The sequence below is a fragment of the Nonomuraea sp. NPDC047897 genome, from assembly GCF_043204415.1.
Classification (GTDB): Bacteria; Actinomycetota; Actinomycetes; order Streptosporangiales; family Streptosporangiaceae; genus Nonomuraea.
Window position 1 is genome coordinate 101,676 of the sequence record NZ_JBIDCC010000007.1, and the last position, 17,521, is coordinate 119,196.

Consider the following 17,521-nt stretch of genomic DNA (forward strand, 5'->3'; position numbering starts at 1 on the left):
CGGGATGAACTTCTGCCTGAGCGACCTCGTACCACCGTTGCGGTGGAGCGACGCGTCCACGATCACGCTGCTCACCGGGCAACCCGACCTTCCGGACGCCTGGTGGCGCAGCCTGCCCCTGCCGCGCGTGCTGGCGGTCATCGGCCCGGAGGCGCTGGGCGACCTGCTCACGGAGATCGCGCTGGCGCAGTGGCCCGCCGCCGCCGTGGGCGACGTCCTGCCCGCCCTCCACGTGCTGGACCCCGACGAGGCCGACGAGCCGCACGTCGCCATCGCGCTCGACCGGGTCGGCTCGTGGGCCGGACTGCTGGCGCTGACCGGCCGTGAGCTGGTCGACCAGCCGTTCATCCAGGCGCGCGCGGTGCTCGCGACGCTGTTCTCCGCCGTCCTGGTGCGGCTGGCGCCCACCGCCGTCCCCAACTCCGTCCCCGCCGCCGTCCCCGCCGCAGGTGGCGTCCAGGACGACGCCGGGCCGCGCGCGGCGGCCGAGGCCGTTCCGGAGCCGGTCGAGGAGCTTCGGGCCGTCCAGCCACCGGCCGGGGAGGCTCGGGGCGAGGAGCCGCCCGCCGACGAGGCCCGGACCGCCGATGAGGCGGAGGCCACACCCGCCGCCACGCCTGAGGCGGGTCCCGAAGAATCCGTTCCGGAGCCGGCGGCCGCCGGCGCCGGTGAGCCCGACCCGGCCGACTCGGCGCACGACGAGGCCCACTCCACGGACGACGGGGCCCACTCCACGCAGGACGACGAGACCCACTCCACGACGGACGACGAGGCCGACTCGACGCAGGACGACGAGCGGGAGGTCGCGGCCGTAGCGGTGCCCGAGACCGACGTCGAGAGCAGCGTCGAGAGCGAGGCCGAGTCCGGGCCTGCCCCGGTCTCGGATGCCGGGGCAGGCGACGAGGCCGGGGCCGACAGCGAGCCCGCGCCCGTCGCGCGCGCCGAGCAGGATGCCGGGGCCGAGGATGCGTCGGGCCGATCGCCGGATCTGTCCGCGCTCATCGAGGCCGCGTTCGCCGGGCTCGACGACAAGAGCTGGGCCGTGGCGCAGAACCGCGTCTTCACCGACCAGCCGTCCGCGGTTGACCAGCTCGCCAAGCTGTTCGCCGTGCCGCCGACCGAGATCGCCGAGACCGAGGCCCGGCTGCGCGAGCGGCTGGACCGGTGGCTGGCCAGCGACGAGGCGGCCCCCTACCGGGCGCACCTGGACGAGCTGCGCCGCGCCATCGGACCGGCCGTGCCCAAGGAGTCGCTGATCAAGGCGGCCGACTGGCACCGCAAGGAGATCAGGGCACTGGAGGTGCCGGCCTGGCAGTTCGTGCTGGCCACGCTGCCCGACCGGCCGGGCGGGGGCGCCCGCGACGGCGCCCCTCCGCCGTCGGCCTTCTCCCCTCTCCCGCCCCCGCCGCCCATCCCGCCGCCTGCCCCGCCGCCTGCCCCGCCCGTCGCGCCGCCGGTGGTCCCACCGGCCGTTGCCGCGCCGTTCCCGGCGCCGCAGGCCGACGGGCCCGCGCCCGGGTCGCGGTTCCACCCGTTCGCGCCCGCCACGCCGGCCCCGGTGAACGAGAGCGAGTCGAACGGGGCGGCGTCGGAGGAGGGCCACGGCAAGCCGTACCAGCCGCTCAAGGACGTCTCGCAGACGCGGCGCTGCTTCCGGCAGCCCGACGGGCGGTGGTGGCTGCGGGTGGACGTCACGGGCGAGCAACTGGCGGGCGGCGAGTGCGCGCTGCCGACGGGGTTCGCCGCGTATCTGGGGCTGTCGCCCGGTGAGACGCGGACCGTGCGCAGCGCCGCCGGTGAGCTGACGATGAGCTGGCACGGCAGGCCCGTGCTGGAGTCCGTCGAGCGGCTGCTCGTGGATGTCGGCGCGCGGGAGGGCGGTCACCTGTTCCTGACGCTGTCGGACGAGGGCGTGCTGCGGGCCAGGCACCTGCCGGTCGCCGCCCAGGGCGCCGAGAAGATCACCAAGGCGTTGCGGCTGGTCGGCTACACCGCCCCGGGCGGCACGCGTGAGCAGGCCGCCCGGGTGATCGCCACCCGGATCGGCATGGCGGGCCCGGTCGGCCTGCCCGACCTGCTGGCCAGGCTCCGCGAGCGCGGCGACCGCGACCTGCTCGACCTGTTGGACTGAGCCGTGCCGCGGCTCGCGATCGGCCCCGAGCTCCCCGAGGGGCTCCGCGCACTGGACCAGCCGGTGCGCAGGGACGCCGTTGTCGCGCTGCGCCGTTTCCTGCTGCACGTGGCGGGCGCCCCCCATCCCGAACGGGTGCGGGGCGCCAGGGACGCGCGGGTCGCGACCTTACGGCTGGCCGCCGGCCATCGCGGCGTCGTGGTGCGCCAGCGCGACGTCTACTGGCTGCGCACGGTGCTGCCCGACGCGCAGGCCTGGGCGCACGCCCGCCGGCATCGCTACGGCGTCAATCCCGTGATCGGCGTGGTCGAGGAGTGGGACGCCGAGGCCCTCGAACGGGTCGAGCCCGCGCTGCGCCGGTCGGCGGGCGCCTCGCGGCTGTTCGACCCCGTCTGTGACGGTGATCTGCTGGCGCTGGGCATCGACGTGCGGGCGCTGCGGCTGGTCCGGCTCATCACCACCGAGGCCGACGTGGCGGCTCTCGCCCCGCTCCTGCCGCCCACCCAGCACACCCCGCTCGCGGTGCTGGCCCGCGGCGGCTCCCTGCACGACGCGTGGCGCGAGCTGGAGAGCTGCCGCGCCACCGACGAGGACCCGGGCCCGGTCGACACCGACGACCTGCACGCGGCGCTGCTGCGCAGCCCGGACCGGGCGGCGTTCGTCGCCGACAAGGTCGAGCTGGACCGGGTGCTGGGCATGCCGCGCTGGTGCACGTTCCTGTCCCCCACGCAGCACCGGCTGGCCAGGGCCGCCCGCTACGACCACCCGGTGCTGGTGGTCGGCGGCGCGGGCACCGGCAAGACGCTGGTCGCCCTGCACCGGGCCGCCCACCTGGCCGCGCACGGCAGGGGGCCGGTGCTGCTCGTGACGTTCTCGCAGAGCCTGGGCGAGGACCTGTCGGCCCGGCTCGACACGCTCATCCCGGACGAGGCGACCCGCAAGCGGGTCGAGGTGGACAACTGCGAACGGCTCGCGCTGCGCATCGTGGCCCACCAGGAGGGCCGCCGCCCCACCCTGGTCGGGCCGGGGGCGCGCACCCTGGCCGAGCTGACCGACGAGGCGCTGCGGCTGCTGTCGAGGGCGACGGGCGACCTGCTGGACGACGTCGATCCGCGGCGCAAGCCGTACCGGCACATCGTGGTGGACGAGGCGCAGGACGTCAGCCCGGCGCAGTGGCGGCTGCTGCGGGCGGCGGCGCCGCACGCGCACGACGACCTGTTCGTGGTCGGCGACCCGCACCAGCGGGTCACCGACACGCGGGTGGCGCTCGGCGCGCTCGGCATCCCCGTCGCGCAGCACACGCTGCGGGTGTCGCACCGGCTGCCGGCCGAGGTGCTCTCCTTCGCCGTCCGGCTGCGCGGCGGCGGCCCGGTGGACGGGCTGGTCAGGGGCGCTTCCGAGCTGCACGGGCTGCGGGCCGTGCGGCACGGCGAGCGGCCGGTGGTGCGGGGTTACGACTCTCCGGAGTCGGAGCTGGCCGGCCTGGCCGCCACGGTCCGGGCGTGGCTGGCGGAGGGCGTGCCCGCCGCCGAGATCGCCGTGGGCGCCCGCACGCCGCGGCTGGTGCGGGCCGCGCGTCAGGCGCTGGGCGAATCGGAGGTGCGGGTGTCGACGTTCGCGAACCTGAAGGGGCTCGAATTCGAGCGCGTGGCGCTCATCGGGGTGTCGGAGGGCGTCGTGCCCGAGCCGACGCCCGATGATCCCGGCGCCCGTGCGCGAGCGCTGCAACGCGAACGCGGCATGCTGTACGTGGCCTGCACCCGGGCCCGTTCGATGCTTTATCTATCCCATTCAGGAAGAGGAAGCCCCTTTCTGTCGTTCTGATCACATAGTCTGAACTGCGGATATCTATCCCATTGCCGGTTGGACTCCAATGAACCTCAGCCTGAGCGACCTGGCGCCACCGATGCGCTGGACCCCACCGGGTCAGGTCGTGCCCCTCGTGGAAGAGCCCGAGTTGCCGGATGCCTGGTGGCAGGCGATCCCGCTCGACCGCGCGTGTGCCATCGTCGGCACGCAGACCGTGGCGGGACACCTCGCCGACCTCGCGGTGGCCTGCTGGGGTCACCTGCTGCTCGGCGACATCCTGCCGCTGCTGCGTTTCTCCGACCCCGCCGAGGCCGAGCGGACGCCGGAGTCGCTGGGCAAGGACGTGGTGCAGAAACTGTTCAGCGGGGTGTTCGAGCGGCTGCTGGAGCCCGCGGCGGACATGCCGGCGGCGCCCGCGCGCCCGGACCGGCCGCTGCCCGAGCTGATCGACGCCCTGTTCGCGGCGATGGACGACCGGCAGCGGGCCATCGCCCGCGACCGTCTGTACGCGGGGCGGCGCGCCACGCTGGACGAGCTGGCGCAGCGGTTCTCGGTCACCCGGGAGCGCATCCGGCAGATCGAGCGCGACCTGCGCGAACACGTGGACAACTGGCTGGGCGGGCCGGAGGCGGTCCCGCTCGTCGCGCACGTCGCCTGGCTGCGCGGCCGGCTCGGCTCGGCCGTGCCCGCCGACGACCTGGCCGCGGCCGTGCCCTGGCACCGCGTGGAGCTGCGCACGCTGGGCATCCCCATCTGGCGGTTCGTCCGCACGCTGCTGACCGGCTACGAGCAGGCCGACGGCTGGCTGATCGCCGGCGGGGCCGACGAACTGCGGGAGAAGACGCGCCAGCTCTTCGCCGACGGCCCCCGGCCGCTCGCCGAGGCCGTCGCCATGGTCAGCCAGCTCGGCGTCCGCGAGGACGTGGCCGAGCGGTGGATCGCCTCGGTCCCCCAGATCCGGGTGCTCGACGAGCACGTGGTGCCGTGGCCGCGCAGCATCAACGAGAAGACCGAGGCGGTGCTGCTGGTGTCCGGGCAGCCGCTGTCGCCGGAGGAGATCCAGGACCGCATCGGCGAGGACTACAGCCTTGTCGGCATCCGCAACCAGCTCACCGCCGACGACCGGTTCCGCCGGGTGGACCGCAACAAGTACGGGCTGACCCGGTGGGGCGGCGACGAGTACCTGGGCATCAGGGAGATGATCGCCAGGGAGATCGAGCGGGCCGGCGGGGAGGCGTCGGTCAGCACGATCGTGACGAACCTCACCTCCCGCTACGACGTCAGCGAGAGCTCGGTGCGCGCGTACGCCGGGGGGCCCGGGTTCGAACGGACCCAGCGGGGGTGGATCCGGGTGGCGGGCACCTCCCCCGGCGGCGAGGCGGAGCCGTACCAGCCGCGCAGGGACGTGTCGGAGACGCGGCGCAGCTTCCGCAGCCGGGACGGCCGGTGGTGGCACCGGGTGGACGTCAACGCCGAGCACCTGCGGGGATCGGGGTCGCCGCTGCCCACCGGGTTCGCCGCCTACCTGGGGATGGCGCCGGGTGGTCAGCTCACCGCGTCCACGCCCTCGGGCGACGTGGTGATCAGCTGGCACAACCAGCCCACCATGGGGTCGATCCGCAACGTGCTGGCCGACTTCAAGGCGAGCGAGGGCGACCACGTGTTCCTCACCGTGTCCGACGGCGGCGAACTGCTGACGCGCTACCTGCCGGCCGCGCCCGTCAGCCTGCCGCCGCTGAACCGGGCCCTCTACCTGATCGGCTACACCGCTCCGGTGAACTCCGAGCTGGAGGGGCTGCGGCTGATCGGGGCCCGCATCGGGCTGCCCGACACCGCCACGCGCGACGAGGTGCTGGCCAGGCTGCGCGAGCGGGGCGACCGGGACATCCTGGGCTTCCTGGGCGGCTGAGCGGTTGAGCGGCGCCGGGCTGGTTAGGCTCGGAGGATGTTGCGGATCCACGACGCGCTGACCGGCCGCACCGGGGAGCTCGCGCCCGGCAGGGCCGTGCGGCTGCACACCTGCGCCCCCGTCTCCGCCGAGCTCCCGGGACATCTCGGCGACCTGCGTCCCCACGTGCTGTCCGACGTGATCCGCAGGCTGCTGGAGAGCCGGCGGGTGCGGGTGGTGGCCTGCCGGGGTCCGCTTCCGGGCGGTGACCCCGCCGTCTCGGAGGCCTTCCGGGAGGTGGCGGGGGCGCTGAACCTGCGTCCGCCGGAGCACGAGCCCCCCGCGGACGAGACGGCCGAGACGGCGGTCGAGCTGATCGCCGGGCTGGTCGAGCGGGGCCGGGCGCACGCGGTGGCCGACGGCTCGGTCCTGCTCGGCGCCGCCCCGGCGCCGGCGGCCTCCCCGGCGGCCTCCGGCGCCGGCGCGGCGACCTTCGCGGCGTCTTCCGCCGCTGACGACGGGCGGGTGTTGTGGGCGGCGGCGTCCGGCGAGGAGCCGGCGTGGGACTCGCCCTGGGGACGCGGCGTGCCCGCCCCCGGCGTGCGCTGTCAGGCCGCGGCCAGACGGTCGCTCGGCCCTCGGGTGGACGTGCTCGTGGCGGGCGCCGACACCCCGCCACAGCGCGGCGAGCCGCTGCTCGCCGCCGGACACGTGGTGGGGTGCGGGCCGGTCCGGTTCGACGGTGCCGCGTTGTCGCTGCGGCAGGTGACCGAGGCGGGGCTCGATCCGCTCGCCGTGCGGCTGGCCTACCTGGAGCACCACTACCGGGAGCCGGTCCGCCTCACCTGGGACCTGCTGCGGGACGCCGACCGCACCGTGCGGCACTGGCGGGCGCGGGTGGCCGGGTGGGCGGAGTCGCCCAGCGCGCCCCTGGCGTCCGGACACGTGCGGTGCGTCGAGGCGGCCCTGGACGGCGACCTCGACACGCCGGCGGCCCTCGGGGCGCTGCGCGACCTCGAAGGCGACGACTCGGTGCCGGCGGGGGCGAAGTTCGAGTCGTTCCTGCACCTGGACCAGGTGCTCGCCCTCGACCTGTCCACGGAGATAGGCCGCACCCCCGTCCCCGTTCCCTGACCTCCCTTCCCAGCCTCCCTCCGGCCGCCAGATGGTGCTCCGTGCCGTGACAGGAGGACCGTGAGCGGAGGGCCGGAGCAGTGATCACGGGCTGTCAGACTTATGGTCCGGCGCGCGAGATGGGAGGTATTCGTGAGGTTGAGGCCGTACGCGTGGATGCCGTCGCTGTTGCGTTGGCCGGCTCGGGTGTTGACCGTGCTCCTCGCTCTCGCGTTGGTCCTCGGCGGCGTGGTCGCCTACACGGTGCGCAAGTCGTTCCCGCAGGTGGACGGGGCGATCCGGCTGCCCGGCTTAACCGGCAATGTGGAGATTTATCGGGATAGATCAGGAATCCCGCATATCTACGCGGACACGGCCGAGGACCTGTTCGTGGCCCAGGGGTTCGTGCACGCCCAGGACCGGTTCTGGGAGATGGACTTCCGGCGGCACGTCACCGCCGGCCGGCTGTCCGAGCTGTTCGGCAAGGCGACGCTCGACAACGACAAGGCCATCAGGACCATGGGCTGGCGCCGGGTGGCCGAGCAGGAGCTGCCCGAGCTGGCCGACCGCACCCGCCGCCACCTCGACTCGTACGCCAAGGGCGTGAACGCCTGGCTCCGGGCCAACCCCAACGCCTCGGACCGGAGCCTCGAATACTCCGTGCTCAAGGTCCAGAACGGCGGCTACACGCCCGAACCGTGGACCGCGCTCGACTCCGTCGCCTGGCTCAAGGCCATGGCGTGGGACCTGCGTTCCAACGTCGAGGACGAGATCGACCGCGCGCTGATCGCCGCCGAACTGCCCCGCGAGCGGGTCGAGCAGCTCTACCCCGGCTACCCGTACGACGAGCACGCCCCGATCGTCACCCAGGGCACGATCGCGCGGGACCGGTTCGACCAGCGGGCCGCCCCCAGGCGGCAGGAGGCGCGACCGGAGACGGCCCCCCAGGACCGGACACAGGACCAGGCACAGGACCAGAACCGTGGCCGGCTCGACACGGCCAGGCCCCGGCAGGGCGCCGGCGGGAACGGGCCGGCCCGGGTGGTGCGCGGGGGCACCGACGCGCTGGCCCAGGCGGCCAGGACGCTCGACGCGCTGCCCGGCACGATGAGCACCGCCGACCGCGCCGGCGTCGGCTCGAACTCGTGGGTCGTCTCCGGCGAGCACACCAGGAGCGGCAAGCCGCTGCTGGCCAACGACCCCCACCTGTCGGCCTCGATGCCGGCCGTCTGGTACCAGGCGGGGCTGCACTGCCGCAAGCTGACCGAGCAGTGCTCCTACGACGTGACGGGGTTCACCTTCGCCGGGGTCCCCGGCGTCGTCATCGGGCACACCGACAAGATCGCCTGGGGGTTCACCAACCTCGGGCCCGACGTGGCCGACCTCTTCCTGGAGCGGGTCGAGGGCGAGACGTACCTGTACAAGGGCGACCGGCTCAAGCTGGAGACCCGGGAGGAGAAGATCAAGGTGGCGGGCGGCGGCACCGTCACGCTCAAGGTCAGGAGCACCCGGCACGGCCCGCTGATCAACGAGGTGCTGGGCGGCGTCCGGCCCAGCGGCGGCGCGAACGCCGTGGCGCTGCAGTGGACCGCGCTGACGCCCGGCAGGACCGCCGACGCGATCTTCGCGATGAACGGGGCGAGGGACTGGCACGAGTTCCGGGCCGCGGCCGCGCTGTTCGAGGTGCCCGCGCAGAACCTCGTCTACGCCGACACCGAGGGCAACATCGGCTACCAGGCGCCCGGCCGCATCCCCATCCGCGAGAAGGGCGACGGCGCCTGGCCGGTGCCCGGCTGGACGGGCGAGTACGAGTGGAACACCGCCCCCATCCCCTACGACCAGCTCCCCTCCGTGCGGAACCCGCCCGACGGCTTCATCGTCACGGCCAACAACGCCGTGATCGACCCCAGGCGCTACCCGCCGCTGCTGACGAAGGACTGGTCGTACGGGTACCGCTCGCAGCGCATCGTCGATCGGCTGCGGCAGGAGATCGACAAGGACAAGGTGGACGCGGCGGTGATGGGCCGCCTCCAGCAGGACACGCGCAACGGCCTGGCCGACACCCTGGTGCCCGCGCTGATGAAGGTGACGCTGGCGGGCCCGAGCGTGCGGGCCAGGGACCTGCTCAAGGGCTGGGACGGCGCGCAGGACACCGGCTCCGCCCCGGCGGCCTACTTCAACGCGGTGTGGCGGCACCTGCTCAAGGCGACCTTCGACGACGACCTGCCCGAGGGGGCGAGGGCGAGCGGCGGCGACCGATGGTACGAGGTGGTCAGGCGGCTGCTCGACCGGCCCGACGACCCGTTCTGGGACGACACCAGGACCGGGAACGTGACGGAGAGGCGCGACGACATCCTCCGCCAGGCGATGGCCGACGCCTACCAGGAGCTGTCGGCGCTGCTCGGCGACGAGGTCGGGGCCTGGCGCTGGGGCGACCTGCACCGGCTCACGCTCACCCATGCCACGCTCGGCACGTCGGGCATCGGGCCGATCGAGGCGCTGTTCAACCGCGGGCCGCTGTCCGTGCCCGGCGGGAAGGACGCGGTCAACGCGACCGGCTGGAACGTGCAGGCCGGGTACGAGGTGACGGCCGTGCCGTCGATGCGGATGGTCGTGGACCTGGGCGACCTGGACAAGTCCGGCTGGATCAACCTGACCGGGGCGTCCGGGCACGCGTTCCACGCCAATTACTGGGACCAGGCGGAGCCGTGGGCCAGGGGCGAGCTGCTGCCGATGCGTTCCAGGCCCGAATCGGTCAAGGCGGCCGCCGTGCACACCTTGCGCCTGCGCCCCTGACCGGCCGGCGCGAACGACCTCGACTCGCCGACCGCCAGGTCCCACAGGTCCTCGCGGGGCAGCCCCCGGGCCGCCCACTCCTCCCGTGCCTGCCGTACGGGTGTGAGCAGCGGCTCGCCGGACAGCACGAAGGTCCCCCAGTGCATGGTGGCCATCCGCCGGGCGCCCACGTCCAGGTGGCCCCGGACGGCTTCGGCCGGGTTGACGTGCGCCGCCTTGGTGGCCCAGTGCGGCTCGTACCCGCCGACCGGCATGAGCGAAAGGTCGAGACCGGGGAAGCGTTCGCCGATCTCGGCCAGCCGCGGGCCGTACCCGGTGTCGCCGGCGAAGTAGACCGAGCGGCCGATCACCCAGCCGCCCCAGAGGGTCTTGCAGGTGTCCCAGGGGGTCCGCTTGCTCCAGTGGTGCGCCGGCACGAAGTCGAACGTTACGCCGCCGACCGAGGCCGTCTCCCACCAGTCCAGTTCGGTGACCTCGGTGAAGCCGCGCCGGGTGAACCATCGCCTCAGCCGTGCGGGCACGAGGATCGGGGTGTCCCTGGGCAGCCTGCGGATGGTGGGGGCGTCCAGGTGGTCGTAGTGGTTGTGGCTGATGACGACGGCGTCGATCCGGGGCAGATCGCTCCAGGCCACGCCGGGCGGCGTCAGGCGGGGCCGCACGCCGGGAATGCGCCGCGACCAGACGGGGTCCGTCAGGATGGTCAAGCCGTTCACCCGCAGCACGAACGTGGAGTGGCCGACCCAGGTCACCATGGTCTCGCCGGTGGGCGGGCGCGGCAGCCCACCGCCGCGCCGCACCGGGATCTGGTCGGCGTCCCCGACGCCGGAGCGCAGACCTCCGTACCAGGTGACGTGGAACAGCTCGCGGAACTCCGGCAGGGGCGCGGTGAGCCGGTCCTTGAAGTCACGGGGCCGGCGAGGCTGGGGGAGAGTCTCGTGCGTCATGAACGCTTCTCTGCCCTGCGTGACGGATCAGTCACGCACGTGCCCGGCTACCTGCGCCGACGCCACCGCAGCGGGGCGCGGGGGTAGCCGCCGTCGTCGAGCCCCGCCAGGCGTTCGAAGACGTTGTACGACGCCTGATGCCCGCACAGCAGCACCGAAACGAGCATGGACAGCAGGTAGAGCGGCAGCATGGGCAGGCCGGCGCACCACGCCCACTGGGTGGCGTGCCTGGCCTCGTGCCGGATGAGCCGCTCATCGAGGGCGTCGGCCCTGGTGAGGACGACGTTGCCGACGGTGAAGGCGCCCGCCACGGGGAAGCGGTAGCGGTAGCCGTAGGCGAGCACGAGGCCGTCGGGCCCCGGTCGCCGGGTGGCGCCGCCGACCACGGAGATCAGCAGTCCCAGGGGCGTGGCGAGGTTGAGGTAGTTCGCCACCTTCCGGAACCGGTACCTACCGTCCATGCGTCTCAGCCTTGACCAATCTTGACAACTCGGAATAATGATCGTCGTCCTGAAATCTCCAAAAAGAGCAGGATTATGAGACTCATCACTCTGGGCGCGCTCGTCGGCGCCATGGCCCTCGCAGGCGTCGGCGGAGTCGCGATCACCCAGACGTCGACGGCGGATCCATTAGGTCTGACCGACCCTCCTCTCAAGGTCGTGGTGGCCGGCACCGCCACCCCCTCCCCCCGTTCGACACCGACCCCCAAGCTCGGGAAGTACACCGCCAAGGCGAAGGTCGTCAAGAAGGGCGGCGTCTCGCACCTGAACGTCTCCGTCGCCTACGACGGCGCGGCGCGCTTCACCGTCAAGCAGCGGGTGTGCAAGGGCAGGTCCTGCAAGACGGCCACCACGCAGATCCCCGTCACCACGGGCGCGGGGCAGGCCACCAAGAAGCTCGGCAAGGGCACGTACCGGACGCGCGGCAAGCTCAAGGTCACCGCCAAAGTCCTGCCGTGGCCGACCCGCACCGTGACGGCCACGCCCAAGGCCACCGCCCCGACGGTCACCGTCACCGCGACCCCCGCGCCGGCCGACCCCGCCACGGTCACCGCCACGGTCACCCAGCAGGCCACGGTGACGCACGAGGCCACAGTCACGATCACTGCGCCGGCGGCCCCGGCCGCGACGGTCACCGCCACGGCGACCGTCACCTGTCAGCCGCTCCCGCCGCTGACGCCGGAGCCCGCCCCCTCCGACACCTCCGTCCCTTCGGACACGCCTGCCCCGCCGGGCACCCCCGTCGCCGCGGACGTCACTGCCCCCGGGGCGGTCACCTCGGCGACCCCGCCGGCGACGCCCGAGATCCCGCTGGACCAGACGCCGCCGGACGGCACCCCGAATCCCGCGCCCCCGACCTCCACGCCCACGCTCACGGTCGTCCCTCCCCCGGTCACGACGCCGACGGACTCCCCTGCGCCGGCGCCGTCGGAGGTCCCGTTCTGCCCGCCGCCCACAGGCGACGCGCCGCCCTCGGACCTTCCCGAGCCCCCGGTGAGCCCGCCGGCCACGGTCCAGCCCGGCGAGACGCCGATTCCGGAGCCGCCGGCCGAGCAGTGACGCGTGTCCGGGACCGGCGACGGGACCCCGCCGGTCCCGGACACGACCACCGCCCCGGCTCCGTGTCCGCCCCGTCGGGTGACCGTACGAGGTGTCACGGCGCACAGACCTGAGCGGTGTTGATCATCTTGAGGATGCCCCTGTGGGTCACCACGGCGGCCAGCCGCGACAGCTCGTCCACGGCCGTGTGGTGGTCGATCCGGGAAAGGGCGAGCACGCCCGCGTTGGCGACCTTGGGGTTGCGCGGCCCGAGCCCGGGAACCGTGCGCAGCGAGGTCTCGACGAGCGCGCCGAGGGCCGGGGCGACGTCGGGGTGCGGGGGCAGGAACGACAGCAGCCAGGCGATCCCACGCAGAGCGTTGGCATTGAAGGGGTCGTAGGCATAGGTGTGGTCAGCAGGGTTGGGGTCGAGCGCGTTCGGGCCCTTCGTGAAGGGCAGGGTCCGCGAACGGCCGACCAGGCCGAGCCACGGCAGCACGATCGTCCGCACCGTGTCGGCCCCCGTCTCGTCGAGCAGCTTCCGGCCCGCCCTCTCCCACCTGGCGGAGGGCTTGGCGGCGGTGGCGGTCGTCGCATGCGCCAGCAGAGGGCGCCAGGGGGCGGCGAGCCCCGAGAGCTCGGCGAGCGCCCGCTCCGCCCACTCCTCCCCCACGTTGAGCACCGGCTCGGTGAGCTGTCCCGCCACGGCGGACACGTCGGGGTCCGAGAAGCGGTCCAGGGCTGTCCGCCGGAACGCGGCGGCCACCGCGGGAGGCAGTTGCCGCCCGGCTGCGAGCTCGGCCTCGGCGAAGCTCACGAACCGCATGCCGTACCCGAAGGAGTACTGCCCGGTCAGGACCTCCAGCTTGCTGAGCCGTTCGCCGGAGAGCCCGTCCTCGGGCAGGCCGTGGGAGATGACGCCCAGGAAGGTCAGCGCGTTCAGACGATCGGGAGAGTCGCCGGCGGCGGAGTGGTATCGGTCGGCCAGGGCTTCCGCCAGCAGCCGTCGCTCGTCGGCCGGCAGCCTCCGCAGGAAGTCGAAGGCCTCCCGCCAGGGCCGTATCCAGATGTCCAGGACGCCGGTGGCCCACGTCAGCAGGTCATCGGCGAGCTCGGCCGGGCGGCGGGCGGCGGACGCCCGCCCGATCATGGTTTCGAACTCCTCGAAGTCCGGCATCGTCTTCCTATCGGTGGAACGAGGTTCATGGCCCTGAAGGTCGATGCGAGGACGGTACGACCCGGCACCGACAGTTCCGGTGCCGGGACCGCTCAGAGAGTCCCGTACGAGCTGTCGTAGTACAGCAGGGGAGCCCCGTCCGACGGGGTGCCGAGGGCGGTGACCGCGCCGACGACGATCGAGTGGTCGCCCCCGTCGTGGACCGCCGACGTGCTCGCCTCCAGCGTCGCGATCGCCCCGTCGAACAGCGCCACCCCCGCCGGCGACCGGTGGTGCGGCCAGGACGCGAGCTGCCCGTCCAGTGGCCTGCCCCGGTGGGCGAAGAAGCGCGAGGCGTCCTGCATCGACGCCGGCAGCACCGACACGCCCCAGACGCCCGACTCCAGCACGGCGGCGTGGAACCTCGCCAGCTTCTCCGCGCAGAACAGCACCAGCAGCGGATCCAGCGACACCGACGTGAAGGAGTTGACCGTCATGGCGTGGTCGACGCCGTCGAGCCTCGTGGTGACGACGACCACCCCGGTGGCGAACTTGCCGACGACTTTGCGGTAGGCCCGCTCGTCCATGTGCCGCTTTACGGAAGCATGGTGCACGGAATGTACTCTACGTCGGGTTCGGCGGCTGCTGGCCGTGCAGGAGCCAAGATCCGCCGGACGGCGCCGAAGGCGCCATGAGGAACGCCGCGACCAGCGCGACCATCCCGCCGTAGAGGTAGACGTAGCCCGCGGCGCCGCTCGCGATCACCAGGTCGCCCTGGGAGAGCTCCAGCGAGAACGGCATCGACACCAGCAGCCAGCCGGCCGCCGCCGCCGCCGCGCCGGCCTTGGCCCGCATCAGCCTGCCGGCTCCGAGACAGACGGCGAACAGCGCGACCACCCAGGCGACCGCCGAGGCGGGGACGGGCCCGACGTCCCACGCCGCCTGCGTGAACCCGCCCACGATCCCCATGACCACCCCCAGCATGAAGAGCATGCCGTAGGCGGCCCCGCCCAGCGCCGAGGCACCCTGTCCGCGCGGCTCGGCGTCAGGGGGCGAGACGGCCGAACGCGAGGGGTCTTCCATGATTGACGAGGTTAGTGGATCCCGGCGAACAGGTCGCTCTCGCGCTTGTGCGGCTCCCCGAGCCCGCCCGCCTCGACCGGCGCTCCCGGCGCGACCGGGCCGGGCACCCCGCTGGCCAAGATGTAGTGCTCCACGCCCAGCGCCTCCTGGCCGATGTCGTTGGACAGGGCGAACCACGGCTCACGCACGGTGATCTGGGTGGCGTGCGCGCGCATGGCGTCGAGCTTGGCCCGCACCCAGGGCCGGGCGTCGATCTCGGTGGTGATCTCCTCGTCGGGGCTGCCGAACGGCATGTCGTCCACGCTCTCGACGACGAACCCGGTGTCGGCCGAGCGCAGCGCCTCCTCGCTGCGGCGCAGCACGGACCGCGGGATGGCCGTGTGGTAGAGCTTGGCGATCTGCCAGGGATCGCCGGCACCGAACGCCGGGTCGGCCGCCAGCCGGAACGCCCGCCACGACACGCGGTGCGCCTGGATGTGGTCGGGGTGGCCGTAGAAGCCGTTGGCGTCGTACGTGACGAGCACCTGGGGCCGCACCTCACGGATGACCTCGACCAGCGCGCCCGCGGCCTCGTCGGGATCGGCCTGCCAGAAGGCGTCCGGCCGCTCGTTGGTGGCGGCGCCCATCATCCCCGAGTCGCGCCACCGGCCATGACCGCCCAGGAACCGGTGGTCCTCCACGCCCAGCGCCCGGCAGGCGGCGGCCAGCTCGGCGACGCGGTGCGGGCCGAGGACGTCGTCGCGGTCGGCGGCCAGGTGGGCGAGCCGCTCGGGGATGACCTCCCCCTCCTCGCCCAGCGTGCAGGTCACGAGCGTGACGTGGGCGCCCTCGGCCGCGTACTTGGCCATGGTCGCGCCGGTGCCGATCGACTCGTCGTCGGGATGGGCGTGCACGAGCAGCAGCCGTCGGTCGGTCATGACTCAGAGCGTAGCCCGCCGCTGGATCCTGGCAGGATTGGGCCCATGAGTGAGAGCTTCCCGCGTCTGTCGGCCCGGACCCGCCGGTTCACCCTCGGGGTTCCCCGGGGGTTCACGATCTCCCCCGACGGCGGCAGGGTGGTGTTCCTGCGCACCGGCTCCGGCACCGACCCGGTCACCTGCCTGTGGGAGCTCGACACCGAGACGCACGTCGAACGCCTCGTGGTCGACCCGCGGGCGCTCGACGCCGACGGCGACGACCTGCCGCCCGAGGAGCGGGCCAGGCGCGAGCGCAGCCGCGAGCAGGCGGGCGGCGTGGTGGCCTACAGCACCGACGCCGGGGTGACCACGGCCGTGTTCGCCCTTTCGGGCGGCCTGTACGTGACCGAGCTGGCCGGCGGCCGGACCCGGCGGCTCGACGTGCCGGGCGCGGTGATCGACCCGCGCCTGTCACCCGACGGGCGGCACGTCGCCTACGTCGCCGGAGGAGCGCTGCGCGTGCAGGACCTCACCTCGGGCGACGACCGCGCGCTGGCCGAGCCCGAGGCGCCGACGGTCACCTACGGGCTGGCGGAGTTCATCGCGGCCGAGGAGATGGACCGGATGCGCGGCCACTGGTGGTCGCCGGCCGGCGACGCGCTGCTGGCCGAGCGGGTGGACGAGGCGCCGGTGCAGGTGTGGCACATCGCCGACCCGGCCAACCCCGACCGGCCCGCGACGGCCCAGCGCTATCCCGCGGCCGGCACGCCCAACGCGCGCACCGAGCTGTTCGTGCTCGGCCTCGACGGGTCGCGGGTCGCGGTGCCGTACGACGACGAATACCTGGCGACGGCCGCCTGGGACTCCCACGCGCTGTCGATCGTGACCATGCCGCGCGACCAGAAGACGCTGCGGCTGTTCACGGTGGACCCGGCGACCGGCGCCGCCACGCTGGTCCGCGAGGACACCGACCCGGCCTGGGTGGACGTGGTCACCGGTGTTCCGGCCCACCTGGACGACGGCTCGCTGGTGTGGGTCGCCACGGCCGACGGCGGCCGGCGGCTGTTCGTCGGCGACCGTGCGGTCACGCCGCCCACCCTTCAGGTGCGGGCGGTGCTCGACGTCGACCACGACAGCGTGCTGTTCAGCGCGAGCGGCGACCCGACCGAGATCCAGCTGTGGACGTGGGACGGCCACTCGCTGCTGCCCGTCTCGACCCGGTCCGGGGTGTTCTCGGGCCGGATGGCCGGCGGAGTCGGCGTCCTCACCGAGCAGAGCCTCGACGCCGAGGGCGTCTCGACGACCGTGGTGCGCCGCGACGGCATGGCGATCCCGATCCCGTCGCGGGCCGAGCGGCCCGGCCTCGACCTGCGGGTCTCGCTCGGCCGTTCCGGCCGGCGCGAGCTGGCCACCGCCGTGGTGCTGCCCACCTGGTACGAACCCGGCTCGGGCCGGCTGCCCGTCCTCATGGACCCGTACGGCGGGCCGCACGCGCAGCGGGTGCTCAACCGGCGCGGCGGCTACCTGGAGAGCCAGTGGTTCGCCGAGCAGGGGTTCGCCGTGGTCGTGGCCGACGGGCGCGGCACCCCGGGGCGCGGCCCGGCCTTCGAGCGGGCCGTGCTCAACGACCTGGCGACGCCCGTGCTGGAGGACCAGATCGACGCCCTGCAAGGTGTGGCCGAGCAGTATCCCGACGACCTCGACCTGACGCGGGTGGCCATCCGCGGCTGGTCGTTCGGCGGGTTCCTGGCGGCGCTGGCGGTGCTGCGCAGGCCGGACGTGTTCCACGCGGCCATCGCGGGCGCCCCGGTGACCGACTGGCGGCTGTACGACACGTGCTACACCGAGCGCTACCTTGGCCACCCCGCCGAACAGCCGGACGTGTACGACAATTCTTCGCTCTTCGGCGACGCCGCTAAGCTGGAGCGCCCATTGCTTCTGATCCACGGGCTGGCCGACGACAACGTCGTGGCCGCCCACTCACTCCGCCTGTCGTCCGCGCTTCTCGCGGCCGGCCGCCAGCACGGCGTCCTCCCTCTGTCCGGCGTCACCCACATGACGCCGCAGGAGGTCGTGGCGGAGAACCTGTTGCTGCTCCAGGTCGACTTCCTCAAGAGGTCTCTGGGCGGGTGACGTCCCGTTCACCCGCCCTCTTCAGCGGAAAGGG

At 73.7% G+C, this 17,521-nt stretch carries 13 protein-coding genes; 7 read left to right on the forward strand and 6 right to left on the reverse strand.

Translation table 11 applies throughout. The features are described 5' to 3' along the window. Positions 1-4 precede the first annotated feature (4 nt). The 5 genes from ACGF0J_RS17375 (at position 5) to ACGF0J_RS17395 (ending at position 9,737) form a co-directional block, all read left to right on the forward strand. A complete protein-coding gene (locus tag ACGF0J_RS17375; protein ID WP_393146790.1) occupies positions 5-2,131 on the forward strand; it encodes a hypothetical protein in 2,127 nt (708 codons plus the stop codon). Between the two features lie 3 nt (positions 2,132-2,134). Next, complete coding sequence (locus tag ACGF0J_RS17380) at positions 2,135-3,955, forward strand: UvrD-helicase domain-containing protein (protein ID WP_393146792.1); 1,821 nt, start codon at positions 2,135-2,137, stop codon at positions 3,953-3,955. Between the two features lie 49 nt (positions 3,956-4,004). After that, positions 4,005-5,849: a sigma factor-like helix-turn-helix DNA-binding protein gene (locus ACGF0J_RS17385; RefSeq protein WP_393146794.1), complete on the forward strand. Its 1,845-nt coding sequence runs from the start codon at positions 4,005-4,007 to the stop codon at positions 5,847-5,849. 36 nt (positions 5,850-5,885) lie between these two features. Next, a complete protein-coding gene (locus ACGF0J_RS17390) occupies positions 5,886-6,962 on the forward strand; it encodes a cysteine--tRNA ligase (protein ID WP_393146796.1) in 1,077 nt (358 codons plus the stop codon). A gap of 156 nt (positions 6,963-7,118) precedes the next feature. Next, positions 7,119-9,737 (forward strand): penicillin acylase family protein, encoded by a 2,619-nt coding sequence (locus ACGF0J_RS17395; RefSeq protein ID WP_393147323.1) that lies wholly within the window; start codon positions 7,119-7,121, stop codon positions 9,735-9,737. Here the strand turns inward: ACGF0J_RS17395 and ACGF0J_RS17400 are convergent. Both ACGF0J_RS17400 and ACGF0J_RS17405 read right to left on the reverse strand, forming a co-directional pair. After that, positions 9,629-10,681, reverse strand: a complete 1,053-nt coding sequence (locus tag ACGF0J_RS17400; protein ID WP_393146798.1) for an MBL fold metallo-hydrolase — start codon at positions 10,679-10,681, stop codon at positions 9,629-9,631. The genes ACGF0J_RS17395 and ACGF0J_RS17400 overlap by 109 nt on opposite strands. Before the next feature lie 47 nt (positions 10,682-10,728). After that, positions 10,729-11,142: a hypothetical protein gene (locus tag ACGF0J_RS17405; RefSeq protein ID WP_393146800.1), complete on the reverse strand. Its 414-nt coding sequence runs from the start codon at positions 11,140-11,142 to the stop codon at positions 10,729-10,731. Between the two features lie 75 nt (positions 11,143-11,217). Here ACGF0J_RS17405 and ACGF0J_RS17410 point away from each other — a divergent pair, with 75 nt between their 5' ends. Beyond that, complete coding sequence (locus ACGF0J_RS17410; protein WP_393146801.1) at positions 11,218-12,240, forward strand: hypothetical protein; 1,023 nt, start codon at positions 11,218-11,220, stop codon at positions 12,238-12,240. A 94-nt stretch (positions 12,241-12,334) separates the two neighbouring features. Here ACGF0J_RS17410 and ACGF0J_RS17415 read toward each other — a convergent pair whose 3' ends face one another. The 4 genes from ACGF0J_RS17415 to mshB form a co-directional block, all read right to left on the reverse strand. Continuing rightward, entirely contained in the window at positions 12,335-13,396 is a 1,062-nt protein-coding gene (locus ACGF0J_RS17415) for a hypothetical protein (protein WP_393146803.1), read from the reverse strand. A gap of 92 nt (positions 13,397-13,488) precedes the next feature. Then, the gene (locus ACGF0J_RS17420; RefSeq protein ID WP_393146805.1) at positions 13,489-13,989 is read right to left on the reverse strand and encodes a flavin reductase family protein; all 501 of its coding nucleotides are present in this window, start codon (positions 13,987-13,989) and stop codon (positions 13,489-13,491) included. A gap of 10 nt (positions 13,990-13,999) precedes the next feature. Continuing rightward, on the reverse strand, positions 14,000-14,458 hold the full coding sequence (locus tag ACGF0J_RS17425; protein ID WP_393146807.1) for a DUF6113 family protein: 459 nt from the start codon (positions 14,456-14,458) through the stop codon (positions 14,000-14,002). A gap of 11 nt (positions 14,459-14,469) precedes the next feature. Then, positions 14,470-15,375: an N-acetyl-1-D-myo-inositol-2-amino-2-deoxy-alpha-D-glucopyranoside deacetylase gene (mshB, locus tag ACGF0J_RS17430; RefSeq protein WP_393146809.1), complete on the reverse strand. Its 906-nt coding sequence runs from the start codon at positions 15,373-15,375 to the stop codon at positions 14,470-14,472. A gap of 45 nt (positions 15,376-15,420) precedes the next feature. Between mshB and ACGF0J_RS17435 the strand changes: the two genes are divergently transcribed. After that, positions 15,421-17,487, forward strand: a complete 2,067-nt coding sequence (locus ACGF0J_RS17435; protein WP_393146811.1) for a prolyl oligopeptidase family serine peptidase — start codon at positions 15,421-15,423, stop codon at positions 17,485-17,487. Positions 17,488-17,521: the final 34 nt, after the last annotated feature.

Excerpts from the sequence above, each read along its gene's own strand:
- ACGF0J_RS17375 (WP_393146790.1), top strand. The coding sequence starts at position 5 with ATGAACTTCTGCCTGAGCGACCTCGTACCACCGTTGCGGTGGAGCGAC.
- ACGF0J_RS17385 (WP_393146794.1), top strand. The coding sequence starts at position 4,005 with ATGAACCTCAGCCTGAGCGACCTGGCGCCACCGATGCGCTGGACCCCA.
- ACGF0J_RS17390 (WP_393146796.1), top strand. The coding sequence starts at position 5,886 with ATGTTGCGGATCCACGACGCGCTGACCGGCCGCACCGGGGAGCTCGCG.
- ACGF0J_RS17395 (WP_393147323.1), top strand. The coding sequence starts at position 7,119 with ATGCCGTCGCTGTTGCGTTGGCCGGCTCGGGTGTTGACCGTGCTCCTC.
- ACGF0J_RS17400 (WP_393146798.1), bottom strand. The coding sequence starts at position 10,681 with ATGACGCACGAGACTCTCCCCCAGCCTCGCCGGCCCCGTGACTTCAAG.
- ACGF0J_RS17405 (WP_393146800.1), bottom strand. The coding sequence starts at position 11,142 with ATGGACGGTAGGTACCGGTTCCGGAAGGTGGCGAACTACCTCAACCTC.
- ACGF0J_RS17410 (WP_393146801.1), top strand. The coding sequence starts at position 11,218 with ATGAGACTCATCACTCTGGGCGCGCTCGTCGGCGCCATGGCCCTCGCA.
- ACGF0J_RS17415 (WP_393146803.1), bottom strand. The coding sequence starts at position 13,396 with ATGCCGGACTTCGAGGAGTTCGAAACCATGATCGGGCGGGCGTCCGCC.
- ACGF0J_RS17425 (WP_393146807.1), bottom strand. The coding sequence starts at position 14,458 with ATGGAAGACCCCTCGCGTTCGGCCGTCTCGCCCCCTGACGCCGAGCCG.
- mshB (WP_393146809.1), bottom strand. The coding sequence starts at position 15,375 with ATGACCGACCGACGGCTGCTGCTCGTGCACGCCCATCCCGACGACGAG.
- ACGF0J_RS17435 (WP_393146811.1), top strand. The coding sequence starts at position 15,421 with ATGAGTGAGAGCTTCCCGCGTCTGTCGGCCCGGACCCGCCGGTTCACC.